At 73.3% G+C, this 26063-nt stretch carries 24 protein-coding genes and 1 riboswitch; of the genes, 5 read left to right on the plus strand and 19 right to left on the minus strand.

Annotation, left to right across the window (positions count from 1 at the left end):
- Positions 1–85 precede the first annotated feature (85 nt).
- The 3 genes from AC068A_RS12950 to AC068A_RS12960 all read right to left on the minus strand — a co-directional run bounded on the left by AC068A_RS12950 (position 86) and on the right by AC068A_RS12960 (position 3397).
- Entirely contained in the window at positions 86–877 is a 792-nt protein-coding gene (locus AC068A_RS12950) for a polyprenol monophosphomannose synthase (RefSeq protein WP_478584281.1), read from the minus strand.
- Between the two features lie 297 nt (positions 878–1174).
- The gene (locus tag AC068A_RS12955; RefSeq protein WP_478584283.1) at positions 1175–2824 is read right to left on the minus strand and encodes an amidohydrolase; all 1650 of its coding nucleotides are present in this window, start codon (positions 2822–2824) and stop codon (positions 1175–1177) included.
- A gap of 132 nt (positions 2825–2956) precedes the next feature.
- Positions 2957–3397, minus strand: a complete 441-nt coding sequence (locus AC068A_RS12960; protein WP_179178588.1) for an Lrp/AsnC family transcriptional regulator — start codon at positions 3395–3397, stop codon at positions 2957–2959.
- A 218-nt stretch (positions 3398–3615) separates the two neighbouring features.
- Between AC068A_RS12960 and AC068A_RS12965 the strand changes: the two genes are divergently transcribed.
- Entirely contained in the window at positions 3616–4056 is a 441-nt protein-coding gene (locus tag AC068A_RS12965; RefSeq protein ID WP_478584285.1) for a hypothetical protein, read from the plus strand.
- Between the two features lie 88 nt (positions 4057–4144).
- Here the strand turns inward: AC068A_RS12965 and AC068A_RS12970 are convergent, their stop codons facing one another.
- Both AC068A_RS12970 and AC068A_RS12975 read right to left on the minus strand, forming a co-directional pair.
- Entirely contained in the window at positions 4145–5242 is a 1098-nt protein-coding gene (locus tag AC068A_RS12970; RefSeq protein WP_478584286.1) for a phosphotransferase family protein, read from the minus strand.
- A 37-nt stretch (positions 5243–5279) separates the two neighbouring features.
- Entirely contained in the window at positions 5280–6413 is a 1134-nt protein-coding gene (locus AC068A_RS12975) for an Rv3169 family protein (RefSeq protein WP_478584287.1), read from the minus strand.
- 218 nt (positions 6414–6631) lie between these two features.
- Here AC068A_RS12975 and AC068A_RS12980 point away from each other — a divergent pair, with 218 nt between their 5' ends.
- The gene (locus AC068A_RS12980; protein ID WP_478584289.1) at positions 6632–6859 is read left to right on the plus strand and encodes a hypothetical protein; all 228 of its coding nucleotides are present in this window, start codon (positions 6632–6634) and stop codon (positions 6857–6859) included.
- A 172-nt stretch (positions 6860–7031) separates the two neighbouring features.
- On the opposite strand, the gene AC068A_RS12985 is transcribed toward AC068A_RS12980, so the two are convergent.
- The 4 genes from AC068A_RS12985 to AC068A_RS13000 all read right to left on the minus strand — a co-directional run bounded on the left by AC068A_RS12985 (position 7032) and on the right by AC068A_RS13000 (position 11101).
- On the minus strand, positions 7032–8204 hold the full coding sequence (locus AC068A_RS12985) for an acyl-CoA dehydrogenase family protein (RefSeq protein WP_478584290.1): 1173 nt from the start codon (positions 8202–8204) through the stop codon (positions 7032–7034).
- Between the two features lie 484 nt (positions 8205–8688).
- Positions 8689–8841, minus strand: coding sequence for an SCO1431 family membrane protein (locus tag AC068A_RS12990; RefSeq protein WP_478584292.1), 153 nt, complete (start codon positions 8839–8841; stop codon positions 8689–8691).
- A 265-nt stretch (positions 8842–9106) separates the two neighbouring features.
- Complete coding sequence (locus AC068A_RS12995; protein WP_478584294.1) at positions 9107–9526, minus strand: SPW repeat protein; 420 nt, start codon at positions 9524–9526, stop codon at positions 9107–9109.
- A 105-nt stretch (positions 9527–9631) separates the two neighbouring features.
- On the minus strand, positions 9632–11101 hold the full coding sequence (locus tag AC068A_RS13000; protein ID WP_478584296.1) for a peptidase C39 family protein: 1470 nt from the start codon (positions 11099–11101) through the stop codon (positions 9632–9634).
- Positions 11102–11235: 134 nt separating this feature from the next.
- On the opposite strand from AC068A_RS13000, the gene AC068A_RS13005 reads away from it, so the two are divergent.
- Positions 11236–11871 (plus strand): uridine kinase family protein, encoded by a 636-nt coding sequence (locus tag AC068A_RS13005; RefSeq protein ID WP_478584298.1) that lies wholly within the window; start codon positions 11236–11238, stop codon positions 11869–11871.
- 377 nt (positions 11872–12248) lie between these two features.
- Entirely contained in the window at positions 12249–14201 is a 1953-nt protein-coding gene (locus AC068A_RS13010; protein ID WP_478584300.1) for an AAA family ATPase, read from the plus strand.
- 166 nt (positions 14202–14367) lie between these two features.
- Here the strand turns inward: AC068A_RS13010 and AC068A_RS13015 are convergent, their stop codons facing one another.
- From AC068A_RS13015 to ribD, 10 genes are all read right to left on the minus strand, one after another.
- Positions 14368–15441, minus strand: a complete 1074-nt coding sequence (locus tag AC068A_RS13015) for a hemolysin family protein (RefSeq protein WP_478584302.1) — start codon at positions 15439–15441, stop codon at positions 14368–14370.
- Positions 15438–16790 (minus strand): hemolysin family protein, encoded by a 1353-nt coding sequence (locus AC068A_RS13020; protein WP_478584303.1) that lies wholly within the window; start codon positions 16788–16790, stop codon positions 15438–15440. The genes AC068A_RS13015 and AC068A_RS13020 overlap by 4 nt, the downstream gene beginning before the upstream one ends.
- A gap of 207 nt (positions 16791–16997) precedes the next feature.
- Positions 16998–17462 carry a PH domain-containing protein gene (locus AC068A_RS13025; protein ID WP_478584305.1) on the minus strand — a complete coding sequence of 155 codons (465 nt, stop codon included), beginning with the start codon at positions 17460–17462 and terminating at the stop codon, positions 16998–17000.
- Positions 17463–17540: 78 nt separating this feature from the next.
- The gene (gene hisG, locus AC068A_RS13030) at positions 17541–18389 is read right to left on the minus strand and encodes an ATP phosphoribosyltransferase (RefSeq protein ID WP_478584307.1); all 849 of its coding nucleotides are present in this window, start codon (positions 18387–18389) and stop codon (positions 17541–17543) included.
- A gap of 50 nt (positions 18390–18439) precedes the next feature.
- Positions 18440–18721, minus strand: coding sequence for a phosphoribosyl-ATP diphosphatase (locus tag AC068A_RS13035; RefSeq protein ID WP_478584309.1), 282 nt, complete (start codon positions 18719–18721; stop codon positions 18440–18442).
- Positions 18722–18756: 35 nt separating this feature from the next.
- Positions 18757–19242 (minus strand): 6,7-dimethyl-8-ribityllumazine synthase, encoded by a 486-nt coding sequence (gene ribH / locus AC068A_RS13040; RefSeq protein WP_478584311.1) that lies wholly within the window; start codon positions 19240–19242, stop codon positions 18757–18759.
- 84 nt (positions 19243–19326) lie between these two features.
- Positions 19327–20622, minus strand: coding sequence for a bifunctional 3,4-dihydroxy-2-butanone-4-phosphate synthase/GTP cyclohydrolase II (locus AC068A_RS13045; RefSeq protein ID WP_478584313.1), 1296 nt, complete (start codon positions 20620–20622; stop codon positions 19327–19329).
- Complete coding sequence (locus AC068A_RS13050; protein WP_478584314.1) at positions 20619–21272, minus strand: nicotinamide mononucleotide transporter family protein; 654 nt, start codon at positions 21270–21272, stop codon at positions 20619–20621. The genes AC068A_RS13045 and AC068A_RS13050 overlap by 4 nt, the downstream gene beginning before the upstream one ends.
- Entirely contained in the window at positions 21269–21907 is a 639-nt protein-coding gene (locus AC068A_RS13055) for a riboflavin synthase (RefSeq protein WP_478584316.1), read from the minus strand. The genes AC068A_RS13050 and AC068A_RS13055 overlap by 4 nt, the downstream gene beginning before the upstream one ends.
- The gene (ribD, locus tag AC068A_RS13060) at positions 21908–23059 is read right to left on the minus strand and encodes a bifunctional diaminohydroxyphosphoribosylaminopyrimidine deaminase/5-amino-6-(5-phosphoribosylamino)uracil reductase RibD (RefSeq protein ID WP_478584318.1); all 1152 of its coding nucleotides are present in this window, start codon (positions 23057–23059) and stop codon (positions 21908–21910) included.
- A gap of 151 nt (positions 23060–23210) precedes the next feature.
- Positions 23211–23340: riboswitch (FMN riboswitch) on the minus strand.
- 271 nt (positions 23341–23611) lie between these two features.
- Here ribD and AC068A_RS13065 point away from each other — a divergent pair.
- Positions 23612–25990 (plus strand): chitinase C-terminal domain-containing protein, encoded by a 2379-nt coding sequence (locus AC068A_RS13065; RefSeq protein ID WP_478584320.1) that lies wholly within the window; start codon positions 23612–23614, stop codon positions 25988–25990.
- Positions 25991–26063: the final 73 nt, after the last annotated feature.

Genomic DNA, 26063 nt, shown 5'->3' on the forward strand with positions numbered 1-26063 from the left:
GGGCTCAGCCGGAGGTACCGGGCTTCCCCTAGGGGCTGCCCGGCGAGCGGGCTGCCCGGCGGGCAAGCGGCAGGCCGCCGGCGCCTCAGGGCCTGCCCTTGCCCCGGGAGCGGCCCCTGTCCAGGCCCGTCAGCTTGGCCGCGTGCGACTGGATGCCCCACTGGGTGACCCGCCACAGGGCCTCGACCACGATGTCCCGGCTCATCTTGCTGTCGCCGAACTCCCGCTCGACGAAGGTGATCGGCACCTCCACGACGCGGAAGCCGGCGCGCACGGCCCGGCGCGCCAGGTCCACCTGGAAGCAGTACCCGGCGGAGGCGACCTGCTCCAGGCCCAGCCCCTCCAGGGTCTCGCGGCGGAAGGCGCGGTAGCCGCCGGTCACATCGCGGATCGGGACGTCCAGCATCAGCCGGGAGTACGTCGAGCCGCCGCGCGAGAGGAACTTCCGGCTCTTGGGCCAGTTCACGACCCGGCCGCCCGGCACCCAGCGCGAGCCGAGCACCAGGTCGGCGCCGGCCAGTGCGGTGAGCAGGCGCGGCAGCTCCTCCGGCTGGTGGGAGCCGTCGGCGTCCATCTCGACGAGGACGCCGTAGTCGCGCTCCAGGCCCCAGGAGAAGCCCGCCAGGTAGGCGGCGCCCAGCCCCTCCTTTCCCTTGCGGTGCAGGACGTGCACGTGGTCGTCGCCGGCCGCCAGCTCGTCGGCGAGCTTGCCGGTGCCGTCGGGGCTGTTGTCGTCCGCGACCAGGATGTGGGCGTCGGGCACGGCCGCGCGCACGCGGGCGACGATCGGCCCGATGTTCTCCGCCTCGTTGTAGGTCGGGATGATCACCAAGGTCGTGCCGAGCGGTCCGTGGCCTCGCTGTCCGCCGTCGCTCACTGGGTCCGCCTTCGTGTTCTTGTACGTCCTGTCACAGGGGATGACTTTAGAACAGTGGGCGGGGCCCGCGGTCCTTCGGGCCGGTACGGCTCCCGCCGGCTGCGGGCGGGCCCGACCGCTGTCCACTGGACCGCGGGGCCCCCGGCACGGGCCGCCCGCCGCCCGGCGGAACCTTCGGCCGCCCCCGGGGTGCGGGCGCACGGGGCAGGGGATCCGCCGGGTCACCCGGACGTGCGGTGGCGGGCCCGGCCGAACCTTTCCGGGCCGGGCGGCGCCCACGAGCCGGGGACCGGCGGATCACCCCTGTGACCGCACGAATACCTCACGGCCGCCGACGACGGTCGCGAGGCACACCGGGAGGTCCCGGCCCGGGGTCAGGTCGGGCAGCCCGGGGGTGCCGGAGCGGGGGTCGGTGGACCAGCGGGCGACCCGGTCGTCGGGGGCCTGGACGATCAGCTCGCCGGTCTGCCAGACCGCGTAGTCGGCGGGGGCGCCGGGCACCAGCACGCCCGCTCCGTCGCGGCCGAGGGCCCGCCAGCCGCCCCGCGTGTGGGCGGTGAAGGCGGCGCGTACGGAGATGCGGTGCTCGGGGGTGCGGTGGAAGGCGGCGGCCCGGACGGTGCCCCAGGGGTCGAAGGGGGTGACGGGGGCGTCGGAGCCGAAGGCCAGCGGCACCCCGGCCTTGAGCAGGGCGGCGAACGGGTTGAGCGTACGGGCGCGCTCGGCGCCGAGCCGGTCCGCGTACATGCCGTCCTCGCCGCCCCAGGCGGCGTCGAAGGCGGGCTGCACGGACGCGGTCAGGCCCAGCTCGGCGAACGCGGCGATGGTCTCGGGGGTCATCATCTCGGCGTGCTCGATGCGGTGCCGTGCGGCGCGGACGCGGGCCGGGCCGAGCCGGTCGGCGGCCGTGCGGAAGCCCTCGACGACCGCGGTGAGGGCGGCGTCGCCGATGGCGTGGAAGCCGGCCTGGAGGCCCGCCTCCGTGCAGGCGGTGACGTGCTCGGCGATCTCGGCCGCGTCGAGGTAGCCGGTGCCGGTGGTGTGCGCGGCGTCGGCGTACGGGTCGTGCAGGCAGGCGGTGTGGGAGCCGAGGGCGCCGTCCGCGAAGAGGTCGCCGGCGGCTCCGATGGCGCCGAGGGCCTTGGCCTGCTCCAGGTCGCGGTCGGCCCAGTAGCCGAAGACCCGCGGTCCGGGCCGCTCCCGGGCGAGGCCCAGAAGATCGGCGAAGTCCTCGGCGGAGGAGATGTCGGGGCCGCCGCACTCGTGGACGGAACCGATGCCGAGGGAGGCGGCGTGGTCGAGGGCGGCCCGCTGGGCCTCGGCGCGCTGCCCGGGGGTGACGGCGGCGAGCGCGGCCTTGCGGACGGCGTGGTGGTCGTCGCGGGTCAGCGGCTCGTCGCCGCGGACCGTGACGGCCGGGACGAGGTCCAGCAGAGCAGTGGTGACGACGGCGGAGTGCACGTCGATGCGGCTGAGATAGAGCGGGCGGCCGCCGGCGGCCTCGTCGAGCTCGGCGCGGCGGGGGGCGCGGCGCTCGGGCCAGCGGGCGGCGTCCCAGCCGTGGCCGAGCAGGACGCGGTCGCCGGGGCGGCGGGCGGCGTAGGCGCGGACGAGCCGGAGGGCCTCGGCGAGGGAGGCGGCCGCGGAGAGGTCCAGCCCGGTCAGGGCCAGGCCGGCGGAGGTGGTGTGCACGTGCGCGTCGGTGAACGCGGGGGTGACGAGCGCTCCGCCGAGGTCGACGACCTCGTCCACGCCCTGCGCGAAGGCGTCGGCGGCGCCTTCGGAGCCGACCCAGGCGATGTGGCCCCGCTCGACGACCATCGCCGTGGCGAAGGGGTCTGCGGGGCTGTGTACCTCGCCGCCGCGCAGGAGGACGGTCCGGTCGGGGGCCGAGGCGGATGCGAATGCTCCGGCGTCGTCGGCGGAGTGGGCGGTGCGGTCAGTCATGCCCACCAGTCTCCCGGTTCGCGGGGGCCGGTTCGACCGCGCCCCCCTGCGTCCGGGCCCGCTCCCCCTGCGTCCGGGCCCCCGCCCCCTGCGTCCCGGCCCGCTCCCCCGCCGGCGGGCCGCCGGTTGCGGCTAGATGCGGGGCGGGCGGGCCTCGTACGGGGTGGACAGGACGACGGTGGTGCGGGTCGAGACGTGGGCGAGGGCGCGCAGGCGGCCGAGCAGGTCCTCGAGTTCCAGCGGGGTGGCGACCCTGACCTTCAGGATGTAGTTCTCGTCGCCGGCGACGCTGTGGCAGGCCTCGATCTCCGGTACGCCGGCCAGCCGGTCGGCGATGTCGTCGGGGGCGCTGGGGTCGAAGGGCTTCACGGAGATGAAGGCGGTGAGGGGCAGGCCGACGGCCTCGGGGTCGACCACGGCCGCGTAGCCGCGGATCACGCCGCGCTGCTCCAGGCGGCGCACCCGCTGGTGGACCGCCGACGTGGACAGTCCCGTGGCCTTGCCCAGGTCCGTGTAGCTCATCCGCCCGTCCCGCACCAGCAGATCCACGATCTGGCGGTCCAGCTCCTCCATAGCGCTCATAGCCGCTCAACCTACGGCCCGAAAGCGCTCCGGGCACAGTACTGTCCGCCCACAAGTGGCACCTGCGGCGGGCATGTGACCAAAGCCACAAGGGTATGTCCTACTGCGCCGGGTTGTTGTGGTTACTCGTGCCGCGCGACGGGAAGTGCTTGCTGTGGCCGAGGCCGAAGAACGTTGCCCGCCCGGCCCACCCAAGGGGGAGTACATCCATGCAGAACACCAAGCGCACCGGTCGCACCGAACCGGAGCCCCTGGAACCCGGCGCGGTCGGCTACGCCGACGACGCCGACTACCTCGACGACGGCGAGGGGTTCGAGATCCGCCACGCGATCTGCCCCGACTGCGGCCGGTCGATCGCCCTCGTCGCGGACGAGGAGTACCTGCCGGAGCACGCGCTCTGCCTGAGCCCGTGGAATCCGTTCGGGCTGACCGTCTGCGCGGGCACGGGCCGCCCGGCCGCCGACGCGCCGCCCGCCGTGGACGCGGGCGCGGAGTCCCCCCCGGAGCTGGGGGTCGTCATGCTGACGCTGCCTCAGGGCCTGGACTGGCGTACCCAGCCGTTCTCGCACGTGGGCGGTCCTGGCTCGCGTCCGGTACGGCTCGGGGCCGCGGTTCCGCTGCAGCGGAGCCGGCACGCGCAGGCCGCCTGACCGGGGCGGGAGGGTCTGCCGCGCGGTCGCGGCGGGCCGATGACCGGGCCCGGGCCGCTGCGGCCCGGGCCTCAGCCGTGTGGAGGGGCTACCAGTACGCGCCCCGCACCATGGCCTCGAGGGTGGCGTGGTGCAGGATCAGCCGGTCGGGGTCGGCCGGGACCTCCACCTCCCCGAAGTGGGCCTGCCGGTAGGCGATGCGCAGCATGACGATCCCGTGCCGCAGGGCGGCGTACAGGGTGTGGAACTCCATGTCGCGCGGGGTGTGCCCGGTGAGTTCGGCGTACCGGCGCTCCAGGTCCTCGCGGCGCAGGAAGCCGGGCAGGCCGCTCTGGCCGAAGCCGGCGGTCAGGTCCTGGAAGAAGCGGTGGAGGTAGACGGTCCAGCCGAGGTCGACCTCGCGCGGGGCGCAGGCGGCCATCTCCCAGTCGAGTACGGCGACCGGCTCGAAGCCGTCGTAGACGATGTTCCCGATGCGGGCGTCGCCCCAGTTGAGGACGGCGGGGCCCGCGTCGGCGGGCCACAGCTCCTCCAGGCGGTCGAAGCAGCGCTCCAGCAGCGGGGACGGGGCGTGTCCGTCCACCACCCAGGCGTAGTAGGCACGTTGGGCGTCGACATGCTGGCGCAGCGGGCTGCCGGACCCGTCCGGGATGAGGAACTCCGCTTCCTCGGCGGGGAATTGGTCGTGCAGGCGGGCGAGGAGGGAGATGCTCGCCTCCTGGAGGGCGGCGCGTTCCGCGTCGGTGGCGTCGTGCAGCCAGTTGCCCTCGTAGGTGTAGGGCATCACGTCGGGCGGGACCCGGCCCTCGGCGCGGGTCATGACGAAGAAGGGGGCGCCGAGCGGTCCGGGGTCCTCCTCCAGCCAGAGCACACGCGGGACCGGCACGTCGGTGTGGGCGGCGACCAGGCTCATCACCCGGTGCTGGCGGGGCATGTCGTAGGCGGGGAAGACGGTGTAGGCGGCCGGGTCGGCGGCGAGGCGCAGGGCGCAGGCGCGGGCCGGGGTGTCGGGGTGCTCGATGTCGAAGAGCAGGGTTTCGCTGGACATGCCGTTGGAGGCGGGAACGCGGACGCCGGACACGCGGGCGCCGGGGAGGCGGCCGTCGAGCCAGGCGGTCAGGCGCCGGGCGAGTTCCTCGGGCTGCCGGGTGGAGGTGCGGGGACGTGGTGCCGGTGCTGCTGCCATGACTCCCCCTCTTCCTGTGTGCTGCTGCCGGCTGTCGTTACGGGGCGACCGAGGCGTAGTCGGTGAAGCCGCTGGGGTCGTGGCGGCCGAAGCTGCCGTGTTCGAAGATGCCGTGGCCGGTGCGCCCGTCGAGGGTGAAGCGGGCCGCGTGGTCGGTGACGCCGTAGGCGGCCATGGGGTGGGCGGCGGGGTCGGAGAGGTCGAGGACGCGGCGGTCGGTCCAGCCGCGGCCCTGCCAGGTGCCGTGCTGCCAGTCGGCGGCGGGCGGGTAGCCGGCGCCGACGGCGAGCGGGGAGGAGCCGAGGATCTCCACGCCGAGTTCGAGGGGTTTGCGGGCGGGGTCGGTGAGGTGGACGACGGCGCTCTCGGGGTGCCGGGTGCCGGGGCGGTAGCGGATGTCGGTGCGGGGCCAGCCGAGTTGGACGTCGGGGCGGCCGCTGCCCTCGGGGAAGACCTGGACGGCCTCGTTGAGGGTGCGGTGGCCGTCGGCGTCCTCCTGGACGATGACCATGACGAACCGGTCCGGGAAGCGGACGGGGATCCAGAGCCAGTGGAAGCCCTCGGTCCGGTGTTCCTCGGCGGCCCGGCCGCCGTCCTCGCCGGGGATCGGGCGGACGCCCCAGCTGCGGTCGCGGGTGCCGGTCCACGCGTCGGGGGTGAGGATGTGCTCCTCGCCGTCCGCGCGCAGGGTGCCGGTGACGTGGCCGGCCTGGACGAAGCGGCGGCCTTCGAGGATGAGCCGGTCGCCGCGCCGCTGGGTGTGGTGCGGTTCCCAGACGGCTGGGAACTCGGCGGTCCAGGTGAGGTCGAAGGAGAGGCCGTCGGGGTCGGCGGGGTCGGGGTCGCAGTGCAGGCCGATCCGCTGCAGGGGTTCCTCGACGGTGATGCGCAGCGGGCCGACGGCGAGGTTCATGCGGTCGTCGGCGAGGGCGTCGGAGGCGCGGACGGCGAGGAGCCGGTCTCCGGTGCGGAGGGTGGCGTAGGCGTCGATGACGCCGGTGTTGGGGTAGACGCCGAGGCCGGCGATGAGGACGGCCCGGCCGGCGTGGTCGAAGACGTGGAAGATGCAGCGGTCGTAGGCGTTGCGGTCGCCGGTGACGACGTGCTTCATCGACAGCGGGGCCTGGTGGATGGGGTACTCGTCCAGGGGGATCGGGCGGTCCACGGGCATGGCGCAGCTCCAGGGGCGCGGGGGCGGGGCAGTGCGCTTCAAGGGATTTGACGGTACGTCAGAAACCATGCCCGCGCCCACACTTCTGTCATTCCCTGACCCCCGGCACGCCTGGCCCCGCCTCCGTATGCCGCGCAAGGCCGTACGGGGACACCTCGAACGGAAACCCGGAGGGCGGGCACGGTTACCCGCCGGTCGGGCGGCGCGTTGGTCCGGGTATGACCGCAGTCGACACGCCCGCACCGAGAACGGCCCGACGCCGCCACCCGGCGCCCCGCACCGCCGGAGAATCGGTTCGGCACCGGCAGTCCGACCCGCCGATCTACCGCGCGCTGCTGGCCCTCTGGGCCGAGGACGGGCGCACCCTGCCGGGCTACCGCGACCCGGAGTGGTCCCGCGTCGCGACGTCCCCGATCTGGCCGACGGGGCCGTTGTTCGAAGCGTGACCCAAGCCGGTGCCGAGCGCGCGGGTCCACCTCGGCGGCGGAAGTCCGCTCACCCGGTGGGGCGCGTTGCGGACGCGCTCCCCGGACGGAGCAGGCCCGGCCGGACGGCGGCCGCGAACAGCTCGTTCGCGCCGCTCGGGGCCGGGCACGCGTCCGGGGGGCAGGGGCGGCGTCAGCGGGTTTCGGGGCCGGCCAGGTGGCGGGCGATGACCATGCGCTGGATCTGGTTGGTGCCCTCGACGATCTGGAGCACCTTGGCCTCGCGCATCAGGCGCTCCACCGGGAAGTCCTGCGTGTAGCCGTAGCCGCCGAGGACCTGGACCGCGTCCGTGGTGACGGCCATGGCGGCGTCCGTGCAGAACAGCTTGGCCATCGCCGCCTGCCGGGAGAACGGCTTGCCCGCGTCGCGCAGCCGCGCCGCCGCCAGGTACAGGGCCCGGCCCGCCTCGATCCGGGTCGCCATGTCGGCGAGCATGAACCGCAGCCCCTGGAAGTCGGAGATGGGGCGGCCGAACTGCGTGCGGCCCTGTGCGTAGGCGAGGGCCTCGTCCAGGGCGGCCTGGGCGACGCCGATGGCGCAGGCGGCGATGCCGAGGCGGCCGGCGTCGAGCGCGGCCAGCGCGATGGTGAAGCCCTGGCCCTCCTCGCCGATGCGGCGGGCATCGGGGACGCGGACGCCGTCGAAGTGCAGCTGGGCGGTGGGCGAGCCCTTCATGCCCATCTTCTTCTCGGGGACGGCCGCCGAGAGGCCCTCGACGTCGCCCGGCACGAGGAAGGCGGTGATGCCCTTGGGCCCCTCGCCGCCGGTGCGGGCGAGGACGGTGTAGAAGTCGGCGACCCCGCCGTGGGTGATCCACGCCTTGGTGCCGCTGATGATCCAGTCGTCGCCGTCGCGGACGGCCTTGGTGGCGAGGGAGGCGGCATCGGAACCGGCGGCCGGCTCGGAGAGGCAGTACGCGCCGAGCAGTCCGCCGCCGAGCATGTCGGGCAGGTGGGCGGCCCGCTGCTCCTTGGTGCCGTAGCCGGCCAGGCCGTGGCAGGCCAGGGAGTGGACACTGACGCCGAGGCCGACGGTCAGGCGGGCTGCGGCGAGCTCCTCCAGGACCTGGAGGTAGACCTCGTAGGGCTGGTCGCCGCCGCCGTACTCGCCGCCGTACGGCAGACCGAGCAGACCGGACTCCGACAAAAGGGTGAAGACCTCGCGCGGGAAGCGCCCGGCCTCCTCCTCTTCGGCGGCCCGGGGGCTAATCTCCCGCTGGGTGATCTCTCGTACGAGCGCGAGGAGGTCCCGGGACTCCTCGGTGGGCAGCTGACGGTCCACCGGCTGCGGGGCGCGGTCGGTCATGGCGGCGCTCTCCTCCCTCGTGGGCGCGGCGGCGACGCGTGAGGTGTGGGACGCGCCGCCGGGTAACGGTGCTCTTACAGCCGATACTGCCCTCCCGGATCGCGGAAGGGGCAGTTCAGTGGCTGCGGCGGCATGAGTATGCCCGATCAGGGGCTTCCCGTCACCGGGGCAAGATCACCGGAGAAATCGCAGGTAGCGGGCGGTTGCGGACACTCCGGGACGAACCCGCGGCAGCCGCCGGCGACGCCGGGGCGGGGTGACGGGCCCCTCCTGTCCGACAGGCCGGGAAGGGCGACCGATCCCGGGCGGTACGGGCCGCCCGGGGCGCCCGTCCGTGCGGGGCGCGTGACGGGGGGCGCGTGACGGGGGCGCGGCGGACAGCAGCCGTGCGGCGGGCGGGAGTTCGGCCTTCCAGGGCCGGCATCACGCGCGGCGGTCCGGGGCGGGTGCGGGGCTCCGCAGGCCCTGCGGGGGCCCGGGTCGGTCAGAGCCAGCCGAGCTGGGTGACGAACATGGCGACGACCACCACGAGGGTCCAGCCGAGCACGTGCTCCAGCCAGGAGGAGTCGTCCTTCGGGCCTCCGGCGCGGACCCGGGTCCGGACGGGGGCGGTGGGGGCGGCGCTGTGTGCGGTCATGCCGTCCAATGTGCCAGCGTTCGCGGCTTTCGCGGTAGAGACGAGGGTCACTGGTGGCGCGCGTCACGTCGCGCATCGCGCCGCACGTCATGTCACACGTCCGGCACGTCGCACGGCAGCTGGTCGCATCTCATGTCCCGCGCCCTGTCCTGCCTCACGTCGCCGGGCCCCGGCCGTCGGACGGCCGGGGCCCGGTGTGCCGGTGCGCCCGGTGTGCCGTGTCGGCTGCCCGGCGCCGGGGCGTCCGGCGCCGGGGCCGGACGGCTCAGGCGCGGTTGCGGCCCGCCATGCCTGCCATGGCCAGCGCCAGCAGCAGGGCGACGCCGCCCGCGATGACGTTGCTGACCACGGTGCGGGTCGTGTCGACGTTGCCGGAGATGGCCCACGGGGCCAGGATCGTCCAGGCTCCGATCGCGACCGCCGTCCACGCCATGGCGTGGGTGCGTTCGTAGGCCGAGCCGAGCCCGCTCATGCACAGGCAGTAGGCGAGGCCGGCTATCAGGTTGTTCACCGCCAGCGAGGTGAGACCGCTGAATCCCGCGATCCACGGCGATGCCGCCAGGTACAGGCCCGTGACGAGGGCCAGCGCCTCCACGGCCTGGGCTGCCGGCGTGATGGTGACCCGCTCGAACCGCGAGCGCATCTCGGCGAGGTCGGGGTGGTGTTCGATGCTGTGGGTGGTCATGGCGGGCCGCCTCCTGTAGAAGACTTATGTGCCCTTTATGTCTTTATGTTGCGCTTGTCCTTTCTCCAGGTCAACGGGGAGCGGCAGCCCTCTCGGGGGTCGCTCTCAGAGCACCCCGACCGCCTTGAGGGCCAGGATCTGGGCGGGGGACGGGCGCGCCGGGGCGTAGAGGTAGCAGACCCCTCCCGAGCCGGAGACGACCTTGCCCGCGGCGTTGTGGCGCTGGGTGCGCAGCCAGATGTTCTCCCACTCGCGGCGCTCGTACACCCGGCGCACGGCGGCGTTGTCCCGCGAGTTCGGGTCGTTGGCGACGATGTCGCCGGCCTCGGTGAAGCCCACGACCGTCATCAGGTGGCCGGCGGTGCCGTAGCCCGCCCCGGTGAGCTCCTCGGCGCGGAAGGACTGCGAGGTGATCACGGGGATGCCGGAGCGGATCAGCGTCTCCAGATCGGCGAGGGAGCGGAGCCGGGTGACGACACCGGCGAGCCCGTCGTAGGTGGCGGCGTAGGCGGCGTTGAAGGGCCAGTTCCCGCATCCCCGGTAGGCGCTGTCATACGTGGCGCGGGCCGCGTGGCAGACCTGCGGGTCGCTGTAGCCGCGGTCCACCCACTCCAGGTCCTTCGCGGAGGGCGCGCGGCCCCAGTACTCGATGACCATCTGGGAGGAGGTCGGGCTGCACCAGGCCTCCCCGCCGTTGTCGTACTCGGGGTACCGGCCGGCGTGCACCTCCTGCGAGTAGCGCGGCACCTTCAGCTCGTGGGCCCGCCCGGAGGGGGTGGAGGCGGCCACGGTGAAGCGCTCCGGGACGTCCGAGGTCATGGCCCCGGCCAGCCACACCGTGGGTCCCTCCGCGGCGCCCGGCTTGCGGTGCAGGGTGAGGCGCAGCTGCGAGGCCGCGATCCGCAGTCCGGCCGCCCGGGCCGGGGCGTCGACGGCGAGGGTGTCGGTCCACACGGTGGACCGGCCGTCGGTCTGCCCGTCGACGGAGGTCCGGCGGATGTCCGCGTCGCCGGAGGCCCAGCAGGCCATGACGTACCAGGGGCTCGCGGAGCCGTCGCCGTAGGTGGCGCGGAGATCGGCCCGGATCCAGGTGCCGGCGGGGGTGGCGGCGTTCCAGGAGGCGATGACCTCGGTTCCGGGGACGGCCGAGCGGTGCAGCGGCGAGGTCCACACGGCGTACTCCCAGGTGGCCTTCCTCCCCGTGTGCGGGTCGGCGTACTCGGTGCGGCCGGCCGGGGCCGCGATCCGCAGGCCGGGGCGGGCGCCGGCCAGGGCGGCGGTGCCCTGGTGGGTGCCGGCCTGCCAGTGGCCGAGGGAGAACCAGAACCGGTTGTCCACGGTGGGGCCGGCGTCCCCGGCATCCGCCCGGGCATCGGCCCGCGCCTCGGCCCCGGAGCCCGCCGCGGCCTCGCCGGCGGCCCCCGCGGCGTCGGCGGCCCCGGCCCCGGCGGTCGGCTGCGCCGTGCCGCGCGGGCTCCCGGCGGCCGCCGAGGCCCTGCCGCCGGGCACGGTGGCCGCGGCGGCGGCCGCGAGGGCGATGGCCAGGACGGCCCTGCGTGGTGTGGGTGCGGTCATCGCGGAATCCCCCAGTGGGTCGGTGAGGCGGATCGGCTCCTCCACCCTTCCAGTTCCCGGCGGCCCGGCGCCGACGCCCGGGGCCCGTGTCGGGGTGAACCCGTGTGCGGCGGGTCCGGCCGTACGCTGGCCGGGTGGAGTCACACCAGCCGCTCGCGCCGCTCGCGCGCGAGATCAGCGCCCTGCCCCCGTCCCTCGGCCCCGTACGGCTGATCGGGATCGACGGGCACGCCGGGTCCGGGAAGAGCACCTTCGCCGGGCGGCTCGCCGCGGCCCTGGGCGGGGCGCCCGTACTGCATCTGGACGACGTGGCCACCCACGAGGAGCTCTTCGCCTGGCCGGACCGGCTGCGCGCGCAGGTGCTGGAGCCGCTCGCCGCCGGGCGCCCGGCCCACTGGGCCCCGTACGACTGGGTGGCGCGGCGCTTCGGTCCCGAGCGGGTGCTGGAGCCGGCACCGGTGCTGCTCGTCGAGGGCGTGGGGGCCGGCCGGCGCGCGCTGCGGCCGCACCTGGCCCGGCTGCTGTGGATGGAGACCCCGCGCGTCGAGTCCTGGGGGCGGGGGCGGCACCGGGACGGGCACGAGCTCTCCGATTTCTGGGACGGATGGGAGCGCGCGGAGCGCGCACACTTCTCGGATGATCCTTCGCGCCCCTTCGCGGACACGCTGGTGCGCCAGAGTGGTACGGGATACGAGTGGTCTTCCGGGGCGGGAGTGACCGTCGGAAGGACGGCTTCCGTCACTGAAGGTGACGGACTCCCCCGGGCCTGAGCCCCGCTGGAAAACCGCTTGCGCAGGCGTTCACCGGCCTGCTTGACCTGGGCCCCACACCGGCCTTACGTTCTGAATGCGTGGTCTTTCCAGGCCGCAGCGGACGCGAAGCCCCCGATTGTTCCCCCGTGATCGGGGGCTTCGTTCTGTCCCGGCCGCGTTCCACGCCCCCGCCGCCGCGCGCGGACTCCCCGGGATCTTCACCCTGAGTCACATCGGGCCCGGCCGGGACGCTCAGGACCCGTACCCGCCGCACCCTACGTAAGGTGCGTCGCCGCAGGTACGATGCAGCCCTGATTTCATCGGCACGGCGGACAACTCGCTGAAGCGAAGCGGGGGTTGCCGGGCACCACGGGGGCAGGCTTGTGGGGGACGTGATGGATTTCGGGACGCCGGGCAGTGTGCACGCCCCGGCCGAACTCGCCTGGCTGCGCGGGGTGGACGCCTGCACCATGGGCGCCTACCCGCAGGCCGAGGAGGAGTTCCGGGCGGCCGTCCGGCTCGATCCCACAATGGCCGATGCCTGGCTCGGCCTGCACGCACTGCGCGTGGACACCACGACCGCGTTATTGCGCATGTACACCCACCGCGACCGCTTCGGCGAACAGCGGGCCAGGCACCGGCGGACCCTGAACTCCTGGTACTGGCTGGGCTGGTGGGTCCAGCCGGTGCTGGAGAGCAGGCGGGACCTGCTGCTGGCCCACGCCTCCCACTGGCTGGACGGCCGCCACGTGCCCGAACTGGACCAGGCGCTGGCTGCGCTGCCGCCCGTGGACACCGATCCGCAGGTCCGCTTCCTGCACGCCTGCCGGGCCTATCTGGTCAAGGACTGGGAGCAGTTGGTCCGGCACACCGAACCGCTGGTCGACGATCCGCTGCTCGGCATCGAAGCCGGCCTTTTCGGCGGGATGGCCCGCGTCCGGCTGGAGATGTACGGGCAGGCCGAGCCGATGCTCTCGGCCGCGCTGATGCGCTGCCGCAGCGAGCAGCCGCAGCGCAAGGAACTGCGGTACTGGCTGGCCCGGGCCCACGAGGGAACCGGGCGCAGCGCCGCGGCGCTCCCGCTGTACCGGGCGGTGCACCGGGTGGACCCCGCGTTCATGGACACCGCGGCGCGGCTGACGGCCATCGAAGACAGCGAGGACTGCGACGGGTACGCCGGGTACGCCGGAACGGGCAGCTGGGAGGCGTACGGCGGCCACGGCGTGACGCAGGCCGGCGGCTTCGCGGCGGTGACCCTGGGCGGCGGCCCGGTCCAGGACCTGGGCGTCGCCGCCGACGGGCAGCCGGAACCGCCGGACCCGCTCGCCGTCCCCGACCCGCCGGGACCGCCGTTCGGCGGGCCGGCCCCGGGCCGGGGCGAGGGCGTACGGCGCAAGGTGTCGCTCCCCGCGCAGGGCGTGCCGGGAGGGCTGCCGGCCGGGCCGGCCGATCCGGAGCTGCTGGCCGAGGCGCTCGCGGAGCTGGAGCGGATGGTCGGCCTGGAACCGGTGAAGCGGCAGGTCAAGGCGCTGTCGGCGCAACTGCACATGGCGCGGCTGCGGGCCGGCCAGGGGCTGCCCGTGCAGCCCCCGAAACGGCACTTCGTGTTCTCCGGCCCCTCCGGCACGGGCAAGACGACCGTGGCCCGGATCCTCGGCCGGGTGTTCTACGCGCTCGGGCTGCTGGGCGGCGACCACCTGGTCGAGGCCCAGCGGGCAGACCTGGTGGGCGAGTTCCTCGGGCAGACCGCGGTCAAGGCCAACGAGCTGATCGACTCGGCGATCGGCGGGGTGCTGTTCGTGGACGAGGCCTACAGCCTGTCCAACTCGGGCTACAGCAAAGGCGACGCGTACGGGGACGAAGCGCTGCAGGTCCTGCTGAAACGGGCCGAGGACAATCGGGACCACCTGGTGGTCATCCTGGCCGGCTACCCCGCCGGAATGGACCGGCTGCTGTCCACCAACCCCGGCCTGTCCTCGCGGTTCACCACCCGGGTGGACTTCCCCAGCTACCGGCCGCCGGAACTGACCGCCATCGGGGAGGTGCTGGCCGAGGCGAACGGCGACTGCTGGGACGAGGAGGCGCTGGACGAACTGCGGAGCATCAGCGCGCACGTGGTGGAACAGGCCTGGATCGACGAGCTGGGGAACGGGCGGTTCCTGCGCACGCTGTACGAGAAGAGCTGCGCGTACCGGGATCTGCGGCTGGCCGGGTTTCCCGGCGAGCCGTCGCGGGAGGATCTGGCGACACTGCGGCTGCCGGACCTCATGCAGGCGTACGGGGAGGTCCTCTCGGGCCGCGGCCCCCAGGACCGCGACCGCCCGGAGGCCCCGCCCCCGCCGCTGTAGCTGCCGCACCTGCCGCCGCCGTGGCGCCGGGGCGCCGGGGCCGCTGCGCGGAGCCGTTCCCCACCCCCGCCCCTTCCCGGAACCGGGGGCGGAGCCCCCGGACCCCGCGCCTCAAACGCCGGCGGGGCCGGATACATACAGCCGGGGCAGCCCCGCACAGGTCGGGTCAGGCGGTCAGGGCGCGTTCCTGGCGGGGGCGGGGGCGGCGGGCCGGGATGCGGTGGGCGGGGTCGCGGACCTCGCCGACCAGCATCTCCAGGACGTCCTCCAGGGCGACGAGGCCGAGGATCCGGCCGGTCGGCTCCGCGACCTGGGCCAGGTGGGTGGCGTCGTGCCGCATGACGCTGAGGGCGTCGTCCAGCGGGAGCGTCGACGACAGCGTCGGCATCCGCCGCCACACCCGCTGCGGCACCGCCCGCTCCCGCTCCTCCAGCTCGAGGACGTCCTTCACGTGCACGTAGCCCATGAAGGCGCCGCCTTCGGAGCGGACGGGGAAGCGGGAGTAGCCGGTGCGGACGGTCAGCTGCTCGATCTGCCGGGGCGTCGCCCCGGGGCCGACCGTGACCAGCCGGTCGCGGGCGAGCAGGACGTCGGTGACCGGGCGGCTGCCCAGTTCCAGGGCGTCCTCCAGGCGCTCCTGCTCCCTCGGTTCGAGGAGCCCGGCCTGCCGGGAGTCCTCGACGAGCCGGCCGAGCTGGGCGCTGGTGTAGACGGCTTCCACCTCGTCCTTCGGCTCGACCTTGAAGAGCCGGAGGACGACGGCGGCGCAGGCCCCGAGGGCGGTCGTGATCGGCCCGCACAGGCGGGCGAAGGCGACCAGGCCGGGGCTGAACCACAGGGCGGTCCGCTCGGGGGCGGCCATCGCGAGGTTCTTGGGGACCATCTCGCCGATGACCAGGTGCAGGAAGACCACGGCGGAGAGCGCGACGGCGTATCCGAGGGGGTGGATCAGGCCCTGCGGGATGTGGGCGGCGTGGAAGACGGGCTCCAGCAGCCGGGCCACGGTGGGTTCGGCGACGGCGCCGAGGGTGAGCGAGCACAGCGTGATGCCGAACTGGGCGGCGGCCATCATCCGCGGCAGGTTCTCCAGGCCGTGGAGGACCTGGCGGGCCCGTTTGGACTCGGCTGCGAGGGGCTCGATCTGGCTGCGGCGTACGGAGACGAGGGCGAACTCGGCGCCGACGAAGAAGCCGTTGGCGAGGACCAGGAGCAGGGCGAACAGGAGTTGGAGCGCGTTCACCGGCCCGCCGCCTCGAGTTCGGCCGGAACGGCCGGACTGGGCGCGGTGCGCACCAGGCGGACCCGTTCGGCGCGGTAGCGGCCGACCTGGCGGACGGAGAGCTTCCAGCCGGGGAGTTCGGCGCGGTCCCCGGGGGCGGGGATGCGGCCGAGGAGGTCGGCGACGAGGCCGGCGACGGTCTCGTACGGGCCGTCGGGCACCTCGAGGCCTATGCGGCGCAGGGTGTGCACGCGGCAGCTGCCGTCGGCCTCCCAGGAGGGCCGGCCGTCCTCGGCGGGTACGGCGGCGAGTTCGGGTCCGCCGTCCTCGGCGAAGTCGTGCTCGTCGCGGACCTCGCCCACGAGCTCTTCCACGATGTCCTCCAGGGTGACCACGCCGGCGGTGCCGCCGTACTCGTCGACGACCACGGCCATCGGCTGTTCGCTGCGCAGCCGCTCCAGCAGCGGCTGCACCGGCAGGGAGCCGGGCACCAGCAGCGGGGGGACGCAGATCCGGCCCACGGTGGTGCGGGCGCGTTCGGCTTCGGGCACGGCGAGGGCGTCCTTGAGGTGGACGACGCCGGTGACCTCGTCGATGCGTTCGCGGTACACCGGGAAGCGGGACAGGCCGGTGGCGCGGGTGAGGTTGAGCACGTCGGCGGCGGTGGCCGTGTGCTGGAGGGCGCTGACCTTCACCCGGGGGGTCATCACGTGCTGGGCCGTGAGCTCGCCCAGCGAGAGGGTCCGTACGAAGAGGTCGGCGGTGTCCTGTTCGAGGGCGCCGGCCTGCGCCGAGTGGCGGACCAGGGAGACCAGTTCGCCGGGGGTGCGGGCGGAGGCGATCTCCTCGGCCGGTTCGACGCCGAGGGCCCGTACGAGGCGGTTGGCGACGGCGTTGAGGCCGGCGATGACCGGCCGGAAGGTGCGGGAGAACAGTGTCTGCGGGCCGGCCACGAAGCGTGCCACCTGGAGCGGCCGGGAGACCGCCCAGTTCTTCGGGACGAGCTCGCCGACGACCATCTGGACGGCCGAGGCGAGCAGCATGCCGATGCCCACGGCGACGCCGGGGACGGCCCCGGAGGGCAGGCCGGTCGCCGCGAGCGGCCGGGCCAGCAGTGCGGCGAGCGCCGGTTCGGCGAGCATGCCGACCACGAGGGAGGTGATGGTGATGCCGAGCTGGGTGCCGGAGAGCTGGAACGACAGCTCCCTCAGGGCCGTGACCACCGTTCGGGCACGGCGGTCCCCGTCGGCTGCGGCGCGTTCGGCCTCGGGCCGCTCCACCGTGACGAGGCCGAACTCGGCCGCCACGAAGAAGCCGTTGGCGAGGATCAGGGCGAAGGCCGCAAGGAGCAGGAGTAGCGGGATGGTCATGCGGCCGCCTCCGCGGGGAGGGCGGCGCGGGTACTACCGGACGGTCCGTCCATTGCCGGAGGGAGTCACTCCTCGAGTTGCAGGTGCCCGCGGGCCTCGGGGTCCCGGGGCCGGTGGGAGGGCGCACGGCTGCGCCCGCCACCAGGGTAGTCATTGAGATCGCCGCCGCAATGGGACGCAGCGGTCCGCTTGTCGGCGGCGGCCGTCTCAGTGGTCGTGGCGCCCGGTTCCACGGGCTTCGGCGAGGGCGCGCAGGGCGCGGGCGTCGCCGATGGCCTGCCGCTTGGCCACGCCGGGCTGGATGCCCAGGGCGGGCAGGCTGGTGCCGTCGCTGAGGTCCAGGAACACCCAGGGGTCACCCGGGCGGAGGTTGACGCGCAGGATCTGCGCCCACTCCAGGCGCCGGGTGGTGGTGAGGTTGACCACGGTGACGCCCGTCTCGTCCGCGACCACCTTGGGGCGGCTGAGCAGGACGAGGACGGAGGCCATCAGGGCGGCGGTGAAGATGAAGCTGATGCGCTCCCCGCCGCTGAGGCTCTCCAGCAGGAGGGCGATCGCGGTGATCGTCGCGAACATGGCGAGCCCGACGCTCAGCAGGACGACCCGGGTGCGGGTCGGCCGGAAGGTGACCGGCAGGTCGGGCAGTGCGGGCTGGGCGGCGGACTCGGCCATGGTGCTGGAGGTGCCTTCTTCAGGGGGCGTACGGGTCGGGCGACGGCGTACGGGTGGGCGTACGGGTCTGCGTACGCGTCACAGGCGGCAGGCGTGGATCGAGGTGGTGAGGATCGCGCGGGCGCCGAGCTCGTACAGGTCGTCCATGATCCGCTGGGCGTCCCTGGCGGGGACCATCGCGCGGACGGCGACCCAGCCCTCGTTGTGCAGCGGGGAGACCGTCGGGGACTCCAGGCCCGGGGTGAGGGCGACGGCGCGCTCCAGGTGCTCGGCGCGGATGTCGTAGTCCATCATCACGTAGCTGCGGGCGACGAGGACGCCCTGGAGGCGCCGCAGGAACTGCTGCACCTGCGGGTTGTCCGTGTCGGCGCCGCCCTGCCGGATGACGATGGCCTCGGACTTCAGGATCGGCTCGCCGATGACCTCGAGGCCGGCGTTGCGCAGGCTGGTGCCGGTCTCGACGACGTCCGCGATGATCTCGGCGACGCCGAGCTGGATGGCGGTCTCGACCGCGCCGTCCAAGTGCACGACGGAGGCGTCGATGCCCTGGTCGGCGAGGTGCTTGGCGACGATGCCCTCGTAGGAGGTGGCGATCGTCATGCCGTGGAAGTCCTCGGGGCCCTTCGCGGTGCCGGGCTTGGTGGCGTAGCGGAAGGTGGACCTGCCGAAGCCGAGGGGAAGGATCTCCTCGGCGTTGGCGCCCGAGTCGAGCAGCAGGTCGCGGCCGGTGATGCCCACGTCGAGCCGGCCGGAGGCGACGTAGATCGCGATGTCCTTGGGGCGGAGGTAGAAGAACTCCACCTCGTTCTCGAGGTCGACGACCACGAGCTCCTTGGACTCCTTGCGCTGGCGGTATCCGGCCTCATGGAGCATCGCCGACGCCGCTCCGGAGAGTGAGCCCTTGTTGGGGACGGCGATGCGCAGCATGAGGCTTCCTTCAGTGCGAGATGCGATGGGTGTGTGTGCTGTGGGTGGGTCTAGAGGTGCTTGTAGACCTCGTCGAGGGAGATCCCGCGCGCCACCATCATCACCTGGACGTGGTACAGCAGCTGGGAAATCTCCTCGGCGGCGGCTTCCTTGCCCTCGTACTCTGCGGCCATCCAGACCTCTGCGGCCTCCTCGACGACCTTCTTGCCGATGGCGTGGACGCCCTTGGCGACCAGTTCGGCGGTGCGGGAGGTGCCGGGATCGCCGGCAGCGGCCTTGGCCTGGAGCTCGGTGAAGAGCTCTTCGAAGGTCTTGAGGGGTTCGTTCGCCATGATGGTCCTCAGAATACGGGGTTGTCCGCCGTGACTCAGCGCCAGGGTTCGCTGACGGACCGCAGGGTTGCTGCGGTGGAGACGGCGGCGATGACCGCTTCGTGCCCCTTGTCCTCGTTCGACCCCTCGAGGCCGGCGCGGTCCAGCGCCTGTTCCTCGTTGTCGCAGGTCAGGACGCCGAAGCCGACGGGGACTCCGGTGTCGATCGACACCTGTACCAGGCCCTGGGTGACGCCCTGGCAGACGTAGTCGAAGTGCGGGGTGCCGCCGCGGATGACCACTCCGAGGGCGACGATGGCATCGTAACCGCGACCGGCGAGTACCTTTGCCACGACCGGGAGCTCGAAGCTGCCGGGGACGCGGAGCACGGTGGGCTCGTCGATGCCCAGCTCGTGCAGGGCGCGCAGGGCGCCGTCGACGAGACCGTCCATGACCTTCTCGTGCCACTGCGCCGCGATGACGGCGATCCGCAGGTCTCCGCAGTTCCTCACGCTCAGTTCGGGTGCGCCCTTGCCGCTCACTGCTGTGCTCCTCGGTGGTTCGTGTTTCGTGGGTGATGGTGCGTGGTCCGGGTGTAACGGGTGTACGGGTGTACGGGTGTCGTCCTACTGGTTGCCGCAGGCGGCCGGCACGGTCTCGCCCAGCCAGGGCAGGTCGTGGCCCATGCGGTCCCGCTTGGTGCGCAGGTACCGCAGATTGTGCTCGCCCGCCTCGACGGGCATCGGCTCCCGGTCGTTGACGGCGATGCCGTGCCGGACGAGGGCCGCGGACTTGTCGGGGTTGTTGGTCAGCAGCCGGACGCTCTTCACGCCGAGGTCGGCGAGGACCTGCGCGCCGGCGGCGTAGTCGCGGGCGTCGGCCGGGAGGCCGAGTTCCAGGTTGGCGTCGAGGGTGTCACGGCCGCGCTCCTGGAGCTCGTATGCACGCAGCTTGGACACCAGTCCGATGCCGCGTCCCTCGTGGCCGCGGAGGTAGACGACGACACCGCGGCCCTCCTCCTTGATGCGGGCCATGGAGGCGTGCAGCTGGGGGCCGCAGTCGCAGCGCAGGGAGTGGAAGATGTCGCCGGTCAGGCATTCGGAGTGGACCCGGACGAGGACGTCCTCGCCGTCGCCGACCTCGCCGTGGACGAGGGCGACGTGCTCGACGCCGTCGACGGTGGAGCGGTAGCCGTACGCGGTGAAGTCGCCGAAGGAGGTCGGCAGGCTGACCTCGGCCTCGCGGCGCACGGTCGGCTCGGCGGAGCGGAGGTAGTCGATCAGGTCCGCGATGGAGATGATCGACAGGCCGTGCTTGCGGGCGAAGGGGATCAGCTCGGGCAGGCGGAGCATGACGCCGTCCTCGCCGGCGATCTCGACGATCGCGCCGACGGGGCGCAGGCCCGCGAGGCGGGCGAGGTCGACGGCGGCCTCGGTGTGGCCGTTGCGGACGAGGACGCCGCCGGGCTTGGCGCGCAGCGGGAAGATGTGGCCGGGGCGGACGAAGTCGGAGGGCTCGCAGGCGCCGTCGGCGAGCAGGCGCAGGGTGGTGGCGCGGTCGGCGGCGGAGATGCCGGTGGTGACGCCGTGGGCGGCGGTCGCGTCGACGGAGACGGTGAAGGCGGTCTTCATCGACTCGGTGTTGTGCTGCACCATCTGGGGCAGTTCGAGCCGGTCGAGTTCGGGGCCCTCCATGGGGGCGCAGATCAGCCCGCGGCACTCGCTCATCATGAACGCGACGATCTCGGGGGTGATCTTCTCGGCGGCGACGACGAGGTCGCCCTCGTTCTCGCGGTCCTCGTCGTCGACGACGACCACCGGCCGGCCGGCCGCGATGTCGCGGATGGCCTGCTCGACCGGGTCGAGCCGGAAGGACTCCTCGAGGAGGGCGTCGAAGTCGGGGACGGGCAGATGGGTGGTCATGCCGTTGCTCCTTCCAGGGCCGGGGCGGTGGTGGTGCGCGAGCGCTGGTACCAGTCGTGGGCGCCCCACAGGACGAGCGCGAAGTAGACGACGTAGACGAGGCCGGAGAACGCCAGCCCGCCGGTGAAGGCGAGGGGGACGCCGACGAGGTCGACGAGGAGCCAGGCGAACCAGAACTCCACGAGGCCGCGGGCCTGGGCGACCATCGCGACGACCGTGCCGACGAAGATGTAGGCGTCGGCCCACGGGCTCCACGACAGGTTCGGGTAGAGGGTGAACAGGCCGCCGACGGCGAGGGTGCCGAGGGCCGCTCCGGCCAGGAGCAGTCCGCGCTCGGCCCAGGTTCCGGTGCGCACGGCGAGGGTGCCGTCCTGGGCCTGCCGCTTGCCGAGGTGCCAGGCGCGCCAGCCCCAGGCGGCGACGCCGATGACGAGGAGCTGCTTGCCGATGCCGCCGGCGAGGTGCGCGGAGGCGTAGGCGGCGACGAGGATGAGGCCGGACAGCAGTTGGGCGGGCCAGGTCCAGATGGAGCGGCGCCAGCCGAGGGCGAGGGCGGCGAGGCCCATCAGGTTGCCGATCATGTCGGACCAGATGACCTTCTGGCCGAAGACGGTGAAGGCCTCGGCGTTGAGCCAGCTCAGGGCGGTCACCGGTGCGTCTCCTCGGCTTCGTCGGCGCTCGCGGCGAGGGGGTTCACGCCGGCGGCGAGCAGGCGCTCGACGTACTTGGCGAGGACGTCGACCTCCAGGTTGACCGGGTCGCCGGGCTGCTTGATGCCGAGCGTGGTCAGCGCGAGGGTGGTGGGGATGAGGCTGATGGTGAAGTGGTCGGCGGCGGCCTCGACCACGGTGAGGCTGACTCCGTCGACGGTGATGGAGCCCTTCTCCACGACGTACCGTGCGAGGTTCTCCGGGAGGGAGACCTTGACGATCTCCCAGTGCTCGGAGGGGGTGCGGGAGATGATGGTGCCGGTGCCGTCCACGTGGCCCTGGACCAGGTGCCCGCCGAGGCGTCCGCCGAGGGCCATGGGGCGCTCCAGGTTGACGCGGGAGCCGGCTCGGAGGGCGCCGAGGCTGGAGCGGTTGAGGGTCTCCTGCATGACGTCGGCGGTGAACTCGCCCTCGGCGGTGTCCACGACGGTCAGGCAGACCCCGTTGACGGCGATGGAGTCGCCGTGCTTGGCGCCGTCGGTGACGAGGGGGCCGCGCAGGCGGAAGCGGGAGGCCTCCGAGAGCTGCTCGACGGCGGTGACCTCGCCCAGTTCTTCGACGATTCCGGTGAACACTCAGTGCTCCTTGGGGGCGGTGGTGGGGACGGCGATGGTGGGGACGGCGGTGATGCGCAGGTCGGTGCCGGTGCGGACGGCCTCGGTGATCTCGAGGCGGACTGCGCGGGCGATGGTGGTGATGCCGCCGCCGGCGAGGGCGGCGGGGCCGGCGCCGAGGAGGGCCGGGGCGATGTAGCCGACGACGCGGTCGACGGCGCCGGCTTCGAGGAAGGCGCCGGCCAGGGTGGGGCCGCCTTCGAGGAACAGGGCGCGGACGCCGCGGGCGTACAGCTCGGCGAGCAGGTCGTGGATGCCGATGCGGCCGTCGTGCAGGGGCAGCCGGAGCACGTCGGTGCCGGGCAGGTGCCGGGTGTCGGCGTCCTCGCCGACGACGAGCAGGGTGGGGGCCGCGTCGTCGAGGATGCGGGCGGTCGGCAGGAGGGTGGCGCGGGTGTCGAGGGCGACGCGCAGCGGCTGGGTGGCGCCGTCGACGCCGCGGACGGCGAGGTGCGGGTCGTCGGCGCGCAGGGTGCCGGCGCCGACGAGGACGGCGTCGGACTCGGCGCGCAGGCGGTGCACGTCGGCGCGGGACTCCGGGCAGGTGATCCAGCGGCTGGTGCCGTCGGCGGCGGCGCTGCGGCCGTCAAGGGTGGCGGCGTACTTCCAGGTCACGTGGGGCCGGCCGAGGCGTGCGGAGGTCAGCCAGGCGGTGTTGCCGGCCTCGGCCTCGGCCCGGAGGAGCCCGCCCTCGGCGGGGATCCCGGCGGCGCGCAGCGTGGCGGCGCCGCCGCTGGCCTGCGGGTTCGGGTCGGGGACGGCGTAGACGACGCGGCTGACGCCGGCCTCGATCAGGGCCCGGGCGCAGGGTCCGGTGCGGCCGGTGTGGTTGCAGGGTTCGAGGGTGACGTAGGCGGTGGCACCGCGGGCGGCGGTGCCCGCCGCGCGCAGGGCGTGGACCTCGGCGTGCGGGCCGCCGGCGCGCTGGTGCCAGCCCTCGCCGACGACGGTGCCGGAGGCGTCGGTGATGACGCAGCCGACGACCGGGTTGGGGCTGGTGGAGCCGAGGCCGCGGGCCGCGAGTTCGACGGCGCGGCGCATGGCGCGGGCGTCTGTGTCCGCGTCGTGCGGTGCGTGCGCGGCGTGGGGTGCCACCGGGTCCTCCTGCCTCATCGGGCACGGACTCCGGGGTCTGCCGGGCTACGACAGATGAGCGGTACAGGCACGCGGGGACGCCGAGGCCGGAGAAACGGTCCGCTCGGCACGTGTCCCGGGGGGACACGCACGGGGACCGCCGACGGCGGCGTACCGGTGTGACTGCCCGCCGCGCACTGCCTCCCATCCGGACTTTAACCGTCGGTCCAGGAATTTCACCTGGTCAACCGGCCGCTGGCTGCGGACGGGTCGCGGACTATACCGCCGGTTCGGAATTACACCGACCCCGGAGTGCGCTGCTTGTACTGGTACTCCTGCCAGTCTGCCACGGGCGATCGTGGGCCATGCAGGAGAAATGCTGTGGCCTGAGTCACAGGCGGGCGGTTCGGCCCGACTCTGTCAAGTACCCCCGGGATTGGTCCAGACCTATTGACGCGTTGGTCTAGTCCTCTTAACGTTCCCTTCACCCTCCCCGGGAGACAGCCCGTCAGATGTGCGCACGTCGCGGGCCAACACGCACCACTTCCCTGCCTGTTGTGTCCTGCACTCCTCCCTTCCCCAGGAGGCACCATGCTGTCCCCCACACGTACGAGAGCGCTGCTCCTGGCAGCCGGCGCGGCGATCGCCGGACTGCTGGCGGGCGGGCTCTCGGCGGGCGTCTCACACGCGGCCGACAACGAGGCCTGCCGGCCCGACGGCCTCCACCGGACCCCCGGCGTCGACGTCCCGTACTGCTCGGTCTACGACACCGAGGGACGCGAGAAGATGGGCGCCGACCACCAGCGGCGCGTGATCGGTTACTTCACCGGCTGGCGCACCGGCAAGAACGGCCAGCCCGCCTACCTCGCGAGCAACATCCCGTGGGACAAGATCACCCACATCAACTACGCCTTCGCGCACATCGGCGGCGACAACAGGATCTCGGTCGGCGCGGACGGCCCGGACAACGCCGCCACCGGCATGACCTGGCCGGGCGTGGCCGGGGCCGAGATGGACCCGGCCCTCCCCTACCAGGGCCACTTCAACCTGCTGACCAAGTACAAGAAGCAGCACCCGGACGTGAAGACGCTGATCTCGGTGGGCGGCTGGGCCGAGACCGGCGGCTACTTCGACGGCAACGGCACCCGGGTGAACTCCGGCGGCTTCTACTCGATGGCCACCAACCCGGACGGCTCCGTCAACCAGGCGGGCATCAACACCTTCGCCGACTCCGCCGTCGCCTTCGTCAAGAAGTACGGCTTCAACGGCGTCGACATCGACTACGAGTACCCGACGTCGATGAAGGACGCGGGCAACCCGCTGGACTGGTCGCTGGCGAACCCCCGCCGGGCCGGTCTGGTCAAGGGCTACGACGCCCTGATGAAGACCCTCCGCGAGAAGCTGGACCGGGCCGGCGCCGCCGACGGCAGGCACTACCTGCTGACCGTGGCCGCCCCGTCCTCGGGCTACCTGCTGCGCGGCATGGAGACGTACCAGATGCAGAAGTACCTGGACTACGTCAACATCATGTCCTACGACCTGCACGGCGCCTGGAACGAGTACGTCGGCCCGAACGCCTCCCTCTTCGACGACGGCAAGGACGGCGAGCTCGCCGCCGCCGGGGTCTACGGCTCCCAGCAGTACGGCGGCATCGGCTACCTCAACACCGACTGGGCGTACCACTACTTCCGCGGCTCCATGCCGGCCGGCCGGATCAACATCGGCCTGCCGTACTACACCCGCGGCCACAAGAACGTGCAGGGCGGCACCGACGGCCTGTGGGGCAAGGCGGCCGCCACCAGTTGCCCGGCCGGCTCCGGCCTGGCCAAGTGCGGTGACGGCGCGGTCGGCATCGACAACCTGTGGCACGACAAGGACGCAGGCGGCAACGAGTCCCCGGCGGGCTCGAACCCCATGTGGCACGCCAAGAACCTGGAGAAGGGGATCGTCGGCGACTACGTCGGCCGGTACGGCTTCCCGGCGGACACCACGCTGACCGGCACCTACGTCCGCAAGTACGACGCGACGCTGGTCGCGCCGTGGCTGTGGAACGCGCAGAAGAAGGTCTTCCTGTCCACGGAGGACGAGCAGTCGGTCGCCGCCAAGGCCGACTACGTGGTCGACCGGGGCATCGGCGGCACCATGGTGTGGGAACTGGCGGGCGACTACGCCTGGAACGCGGCCAAGGGCCAGTACGAGACGGGCTCCACGCTCACGTCGCTGATGTACGACAAGTTCAGGGCCGCGACCCCGTACGGGGCGAAGAAGGCCGGCGCCACCGCGCTGCCGGGCCGGGCGGTCGACGTGAAGGTGGAGTTCACCGACTTCAAGCTCGGTGACTCGAACTACCCGATCACCCCGAAGATCAAGATCACCAACAACACGAAGAGCGCGCTGCCCGGCGGCACCGAGTTCCAGTTCGACTACTCGACCTCGGCCCCGGACAACGCCTCCGACCAGTCCGGCTTCGGCACGAAGGTGATCAGCAGCGGCCACACCGGCCACAACGTGGGCGGGCTGAAGGGCGACTTCCACCGGGTCTCGCTGAAGCTGCCGGCCTGGCAGTCGCTGGCCCCGGGCGGCTCCGTCGACCTGGCGTTCAACTACTACCTGCCCGTGTCCACCCCCTCCAACTGGACGGTGAACGTCTCCGGCACGACCTACGCCCTGGCCGGCGACCTGGCCCGCGGCACCGCGGTCGGCGAGCCGGGCGGCGGTTCGCAGCCCTCGACCGGCCAGCCGCCCACCAGCCAGCCCCCGACCAGCCAGCCCCCGACCAGCCCGCCGCCGACCAGTCCGCCGCCGGGCGGCACGTGCACCAACCCGGCGTACGTCGCGGGCGGCGTCCACACCGGCGGGACGGTCGTCTCCCACAAGGGCCGCAACTGGAAGGCCCAGTGGTGGACGCAGAACGAGGAACCCGGAACCACCGGCGAGTGGGGCGTCTGGAAGGACCTGGGCGCCTGCTGACACCCGTGTGACACGGCCGGGACGGCCGGCGAGAACGTGAGGACCCGGTGGCCCGGCGGCCACCGGGTCCTCG

The sequence above is a fragment of the Streptomyces sp. NPDC043854 genome (genome assembly GCF_056436005.1).

What these genes read in the sequence shown, in the direction of transcription:
- AC068A_RS12965 (WP_478584285.1), top strand. Translation starts at nt 3,616, where the DNA reads ATGCAGAACACCAAGCGCACCGGTCGCACCGAACCGGAGCCCCTGGAA.
- AC068A_RS12980 (WP_478584289.1), top strand. Translation starts at nt 6,632, where the DNA reads ATGACCGCAGTCGACACGCCCGCACCGAGAACGGCCCGACGCCGCCAC.
- AC068A_RS13045 (WP_478584313.1), bottom strand. Translation starts at nt 20,622, where the DNA reads ATGACCACCCATCTGCCCGTCCCCGACTTCGACGCCCTCCTCGAGGAG.
- ribD (WP_478584318.1), bottom strand. Translation starts at nt 23,059, where the DNA reads ATGAGGCAGGAGGACCCGGTGGCACCCCACGCCGCGCACGCACCGCAC.
- AC068A_RS13025 (WP_478584305.1), bottom strand. Translation starts at nt 17,462, where the DNA reads ATGGCCGAGTCCGCCGCCCAGCCCGCACTGCCCGACCTGCCGGTCACC.
- AC068A_RS13010 (WP_478584300.1), top strand. Translation starts at nt 12,249, where the DNA reads ATGGATTTCGGGACGCCGGGCAGTGTGCACGCCCCGGCCGAACTCGCC.
- AC068A_RS12955 (WP_478584283.1), bottom strand. Translation starts at nt 2,824, where the DNA reads ATGACTGACCGCACCGCCCACTCCGCCGACGACGCCGGAGCATTCGCA.
- AC068A_RS12995 (WP_478584294.1), bottom strand. Translation starts at nt 9,526, where the DNA reads ATGACCACCCACAGCATCGAACACCACCCCGACCTCGCCGAGATGCGC.
- AC068A_RS13020 (WP_478584303.1), bottom strand. Translation starts at nt 16,790, where the DNA reads ATGACCATCCCGCTACTCCTGCTCCTTGCGGCCTTCGCCCTGATCCTC.
- AC068A_RS12975 (WP_478584287.1), bottom strand. Translation starts at nt 6,413, where the DNA reads ATGCCCGTGGACCGCCCGATCCCCCTGGACGAGTACCCCATCCACCAG.
- AC068A_RS12985 (WP_478584290.1), bottom strand. Translation starts at nt 8,204, where the DNA reads ATGACCGACCGCGCCCCGCAGCCGGTGGACCGTCAGCTGCCCACCGAG.
- AC068A_RS13000 (WP_478584296.1), bottom strand. Translation starts at nt 11,101, where the DNA reads ATGACCGCACCCACACCACGCAGGGCCGTCCTGGCCATCGCCCTCGCG.
- AC068A_RS12970 (WP_478584286.1), bottom strand. Translation starts at nt 5,242, where the DNA reads ATGGCAGCAGCACCGGCACCACGTCCCCGCACCTCCACCCGGCAGCCC.
- hisG (WP_478584307.1), bottom strand. Translation starts at nt 18,389, where the DNA reads ATGCTGCGCATCGCCGTCCCCAACAAGGGCTCACTCTCCGGAGCGGCG.
- AC068A_RS13035 (WP_478584309.1), bottom strand. Translation starts at nt 18,721, where the DNA reads ATGGCGAACGAACCCCTCAAGACCTTCGAAGAGCTCTTCACCGAGCTC.
- AC068A_RS12990 (WP_478584292.1), bottom strand. Translation starts at nt 8,841, where the DNA reads ATGACCGCACACAGCGCCGCCCCCACCGCCCCCGTCCGGACCCGGGTC.
- AC068A_RS13065 (WP_478584320.1), top strand. Translation starts at nt 23,612, where the DNA reads ATGCTGTCCCCCACACGTACGAGAGCGCTGCTCCTGGCAGCCGGCGCG.
- AC068A_RS12960 (WP_179178588.1), bottom strand. Translation starts at nt 3,397, where the DNA reads ATGGAGGAGCTGGACCGCCAGATCGTGGATCTGCTGGTGCGGGACGGG.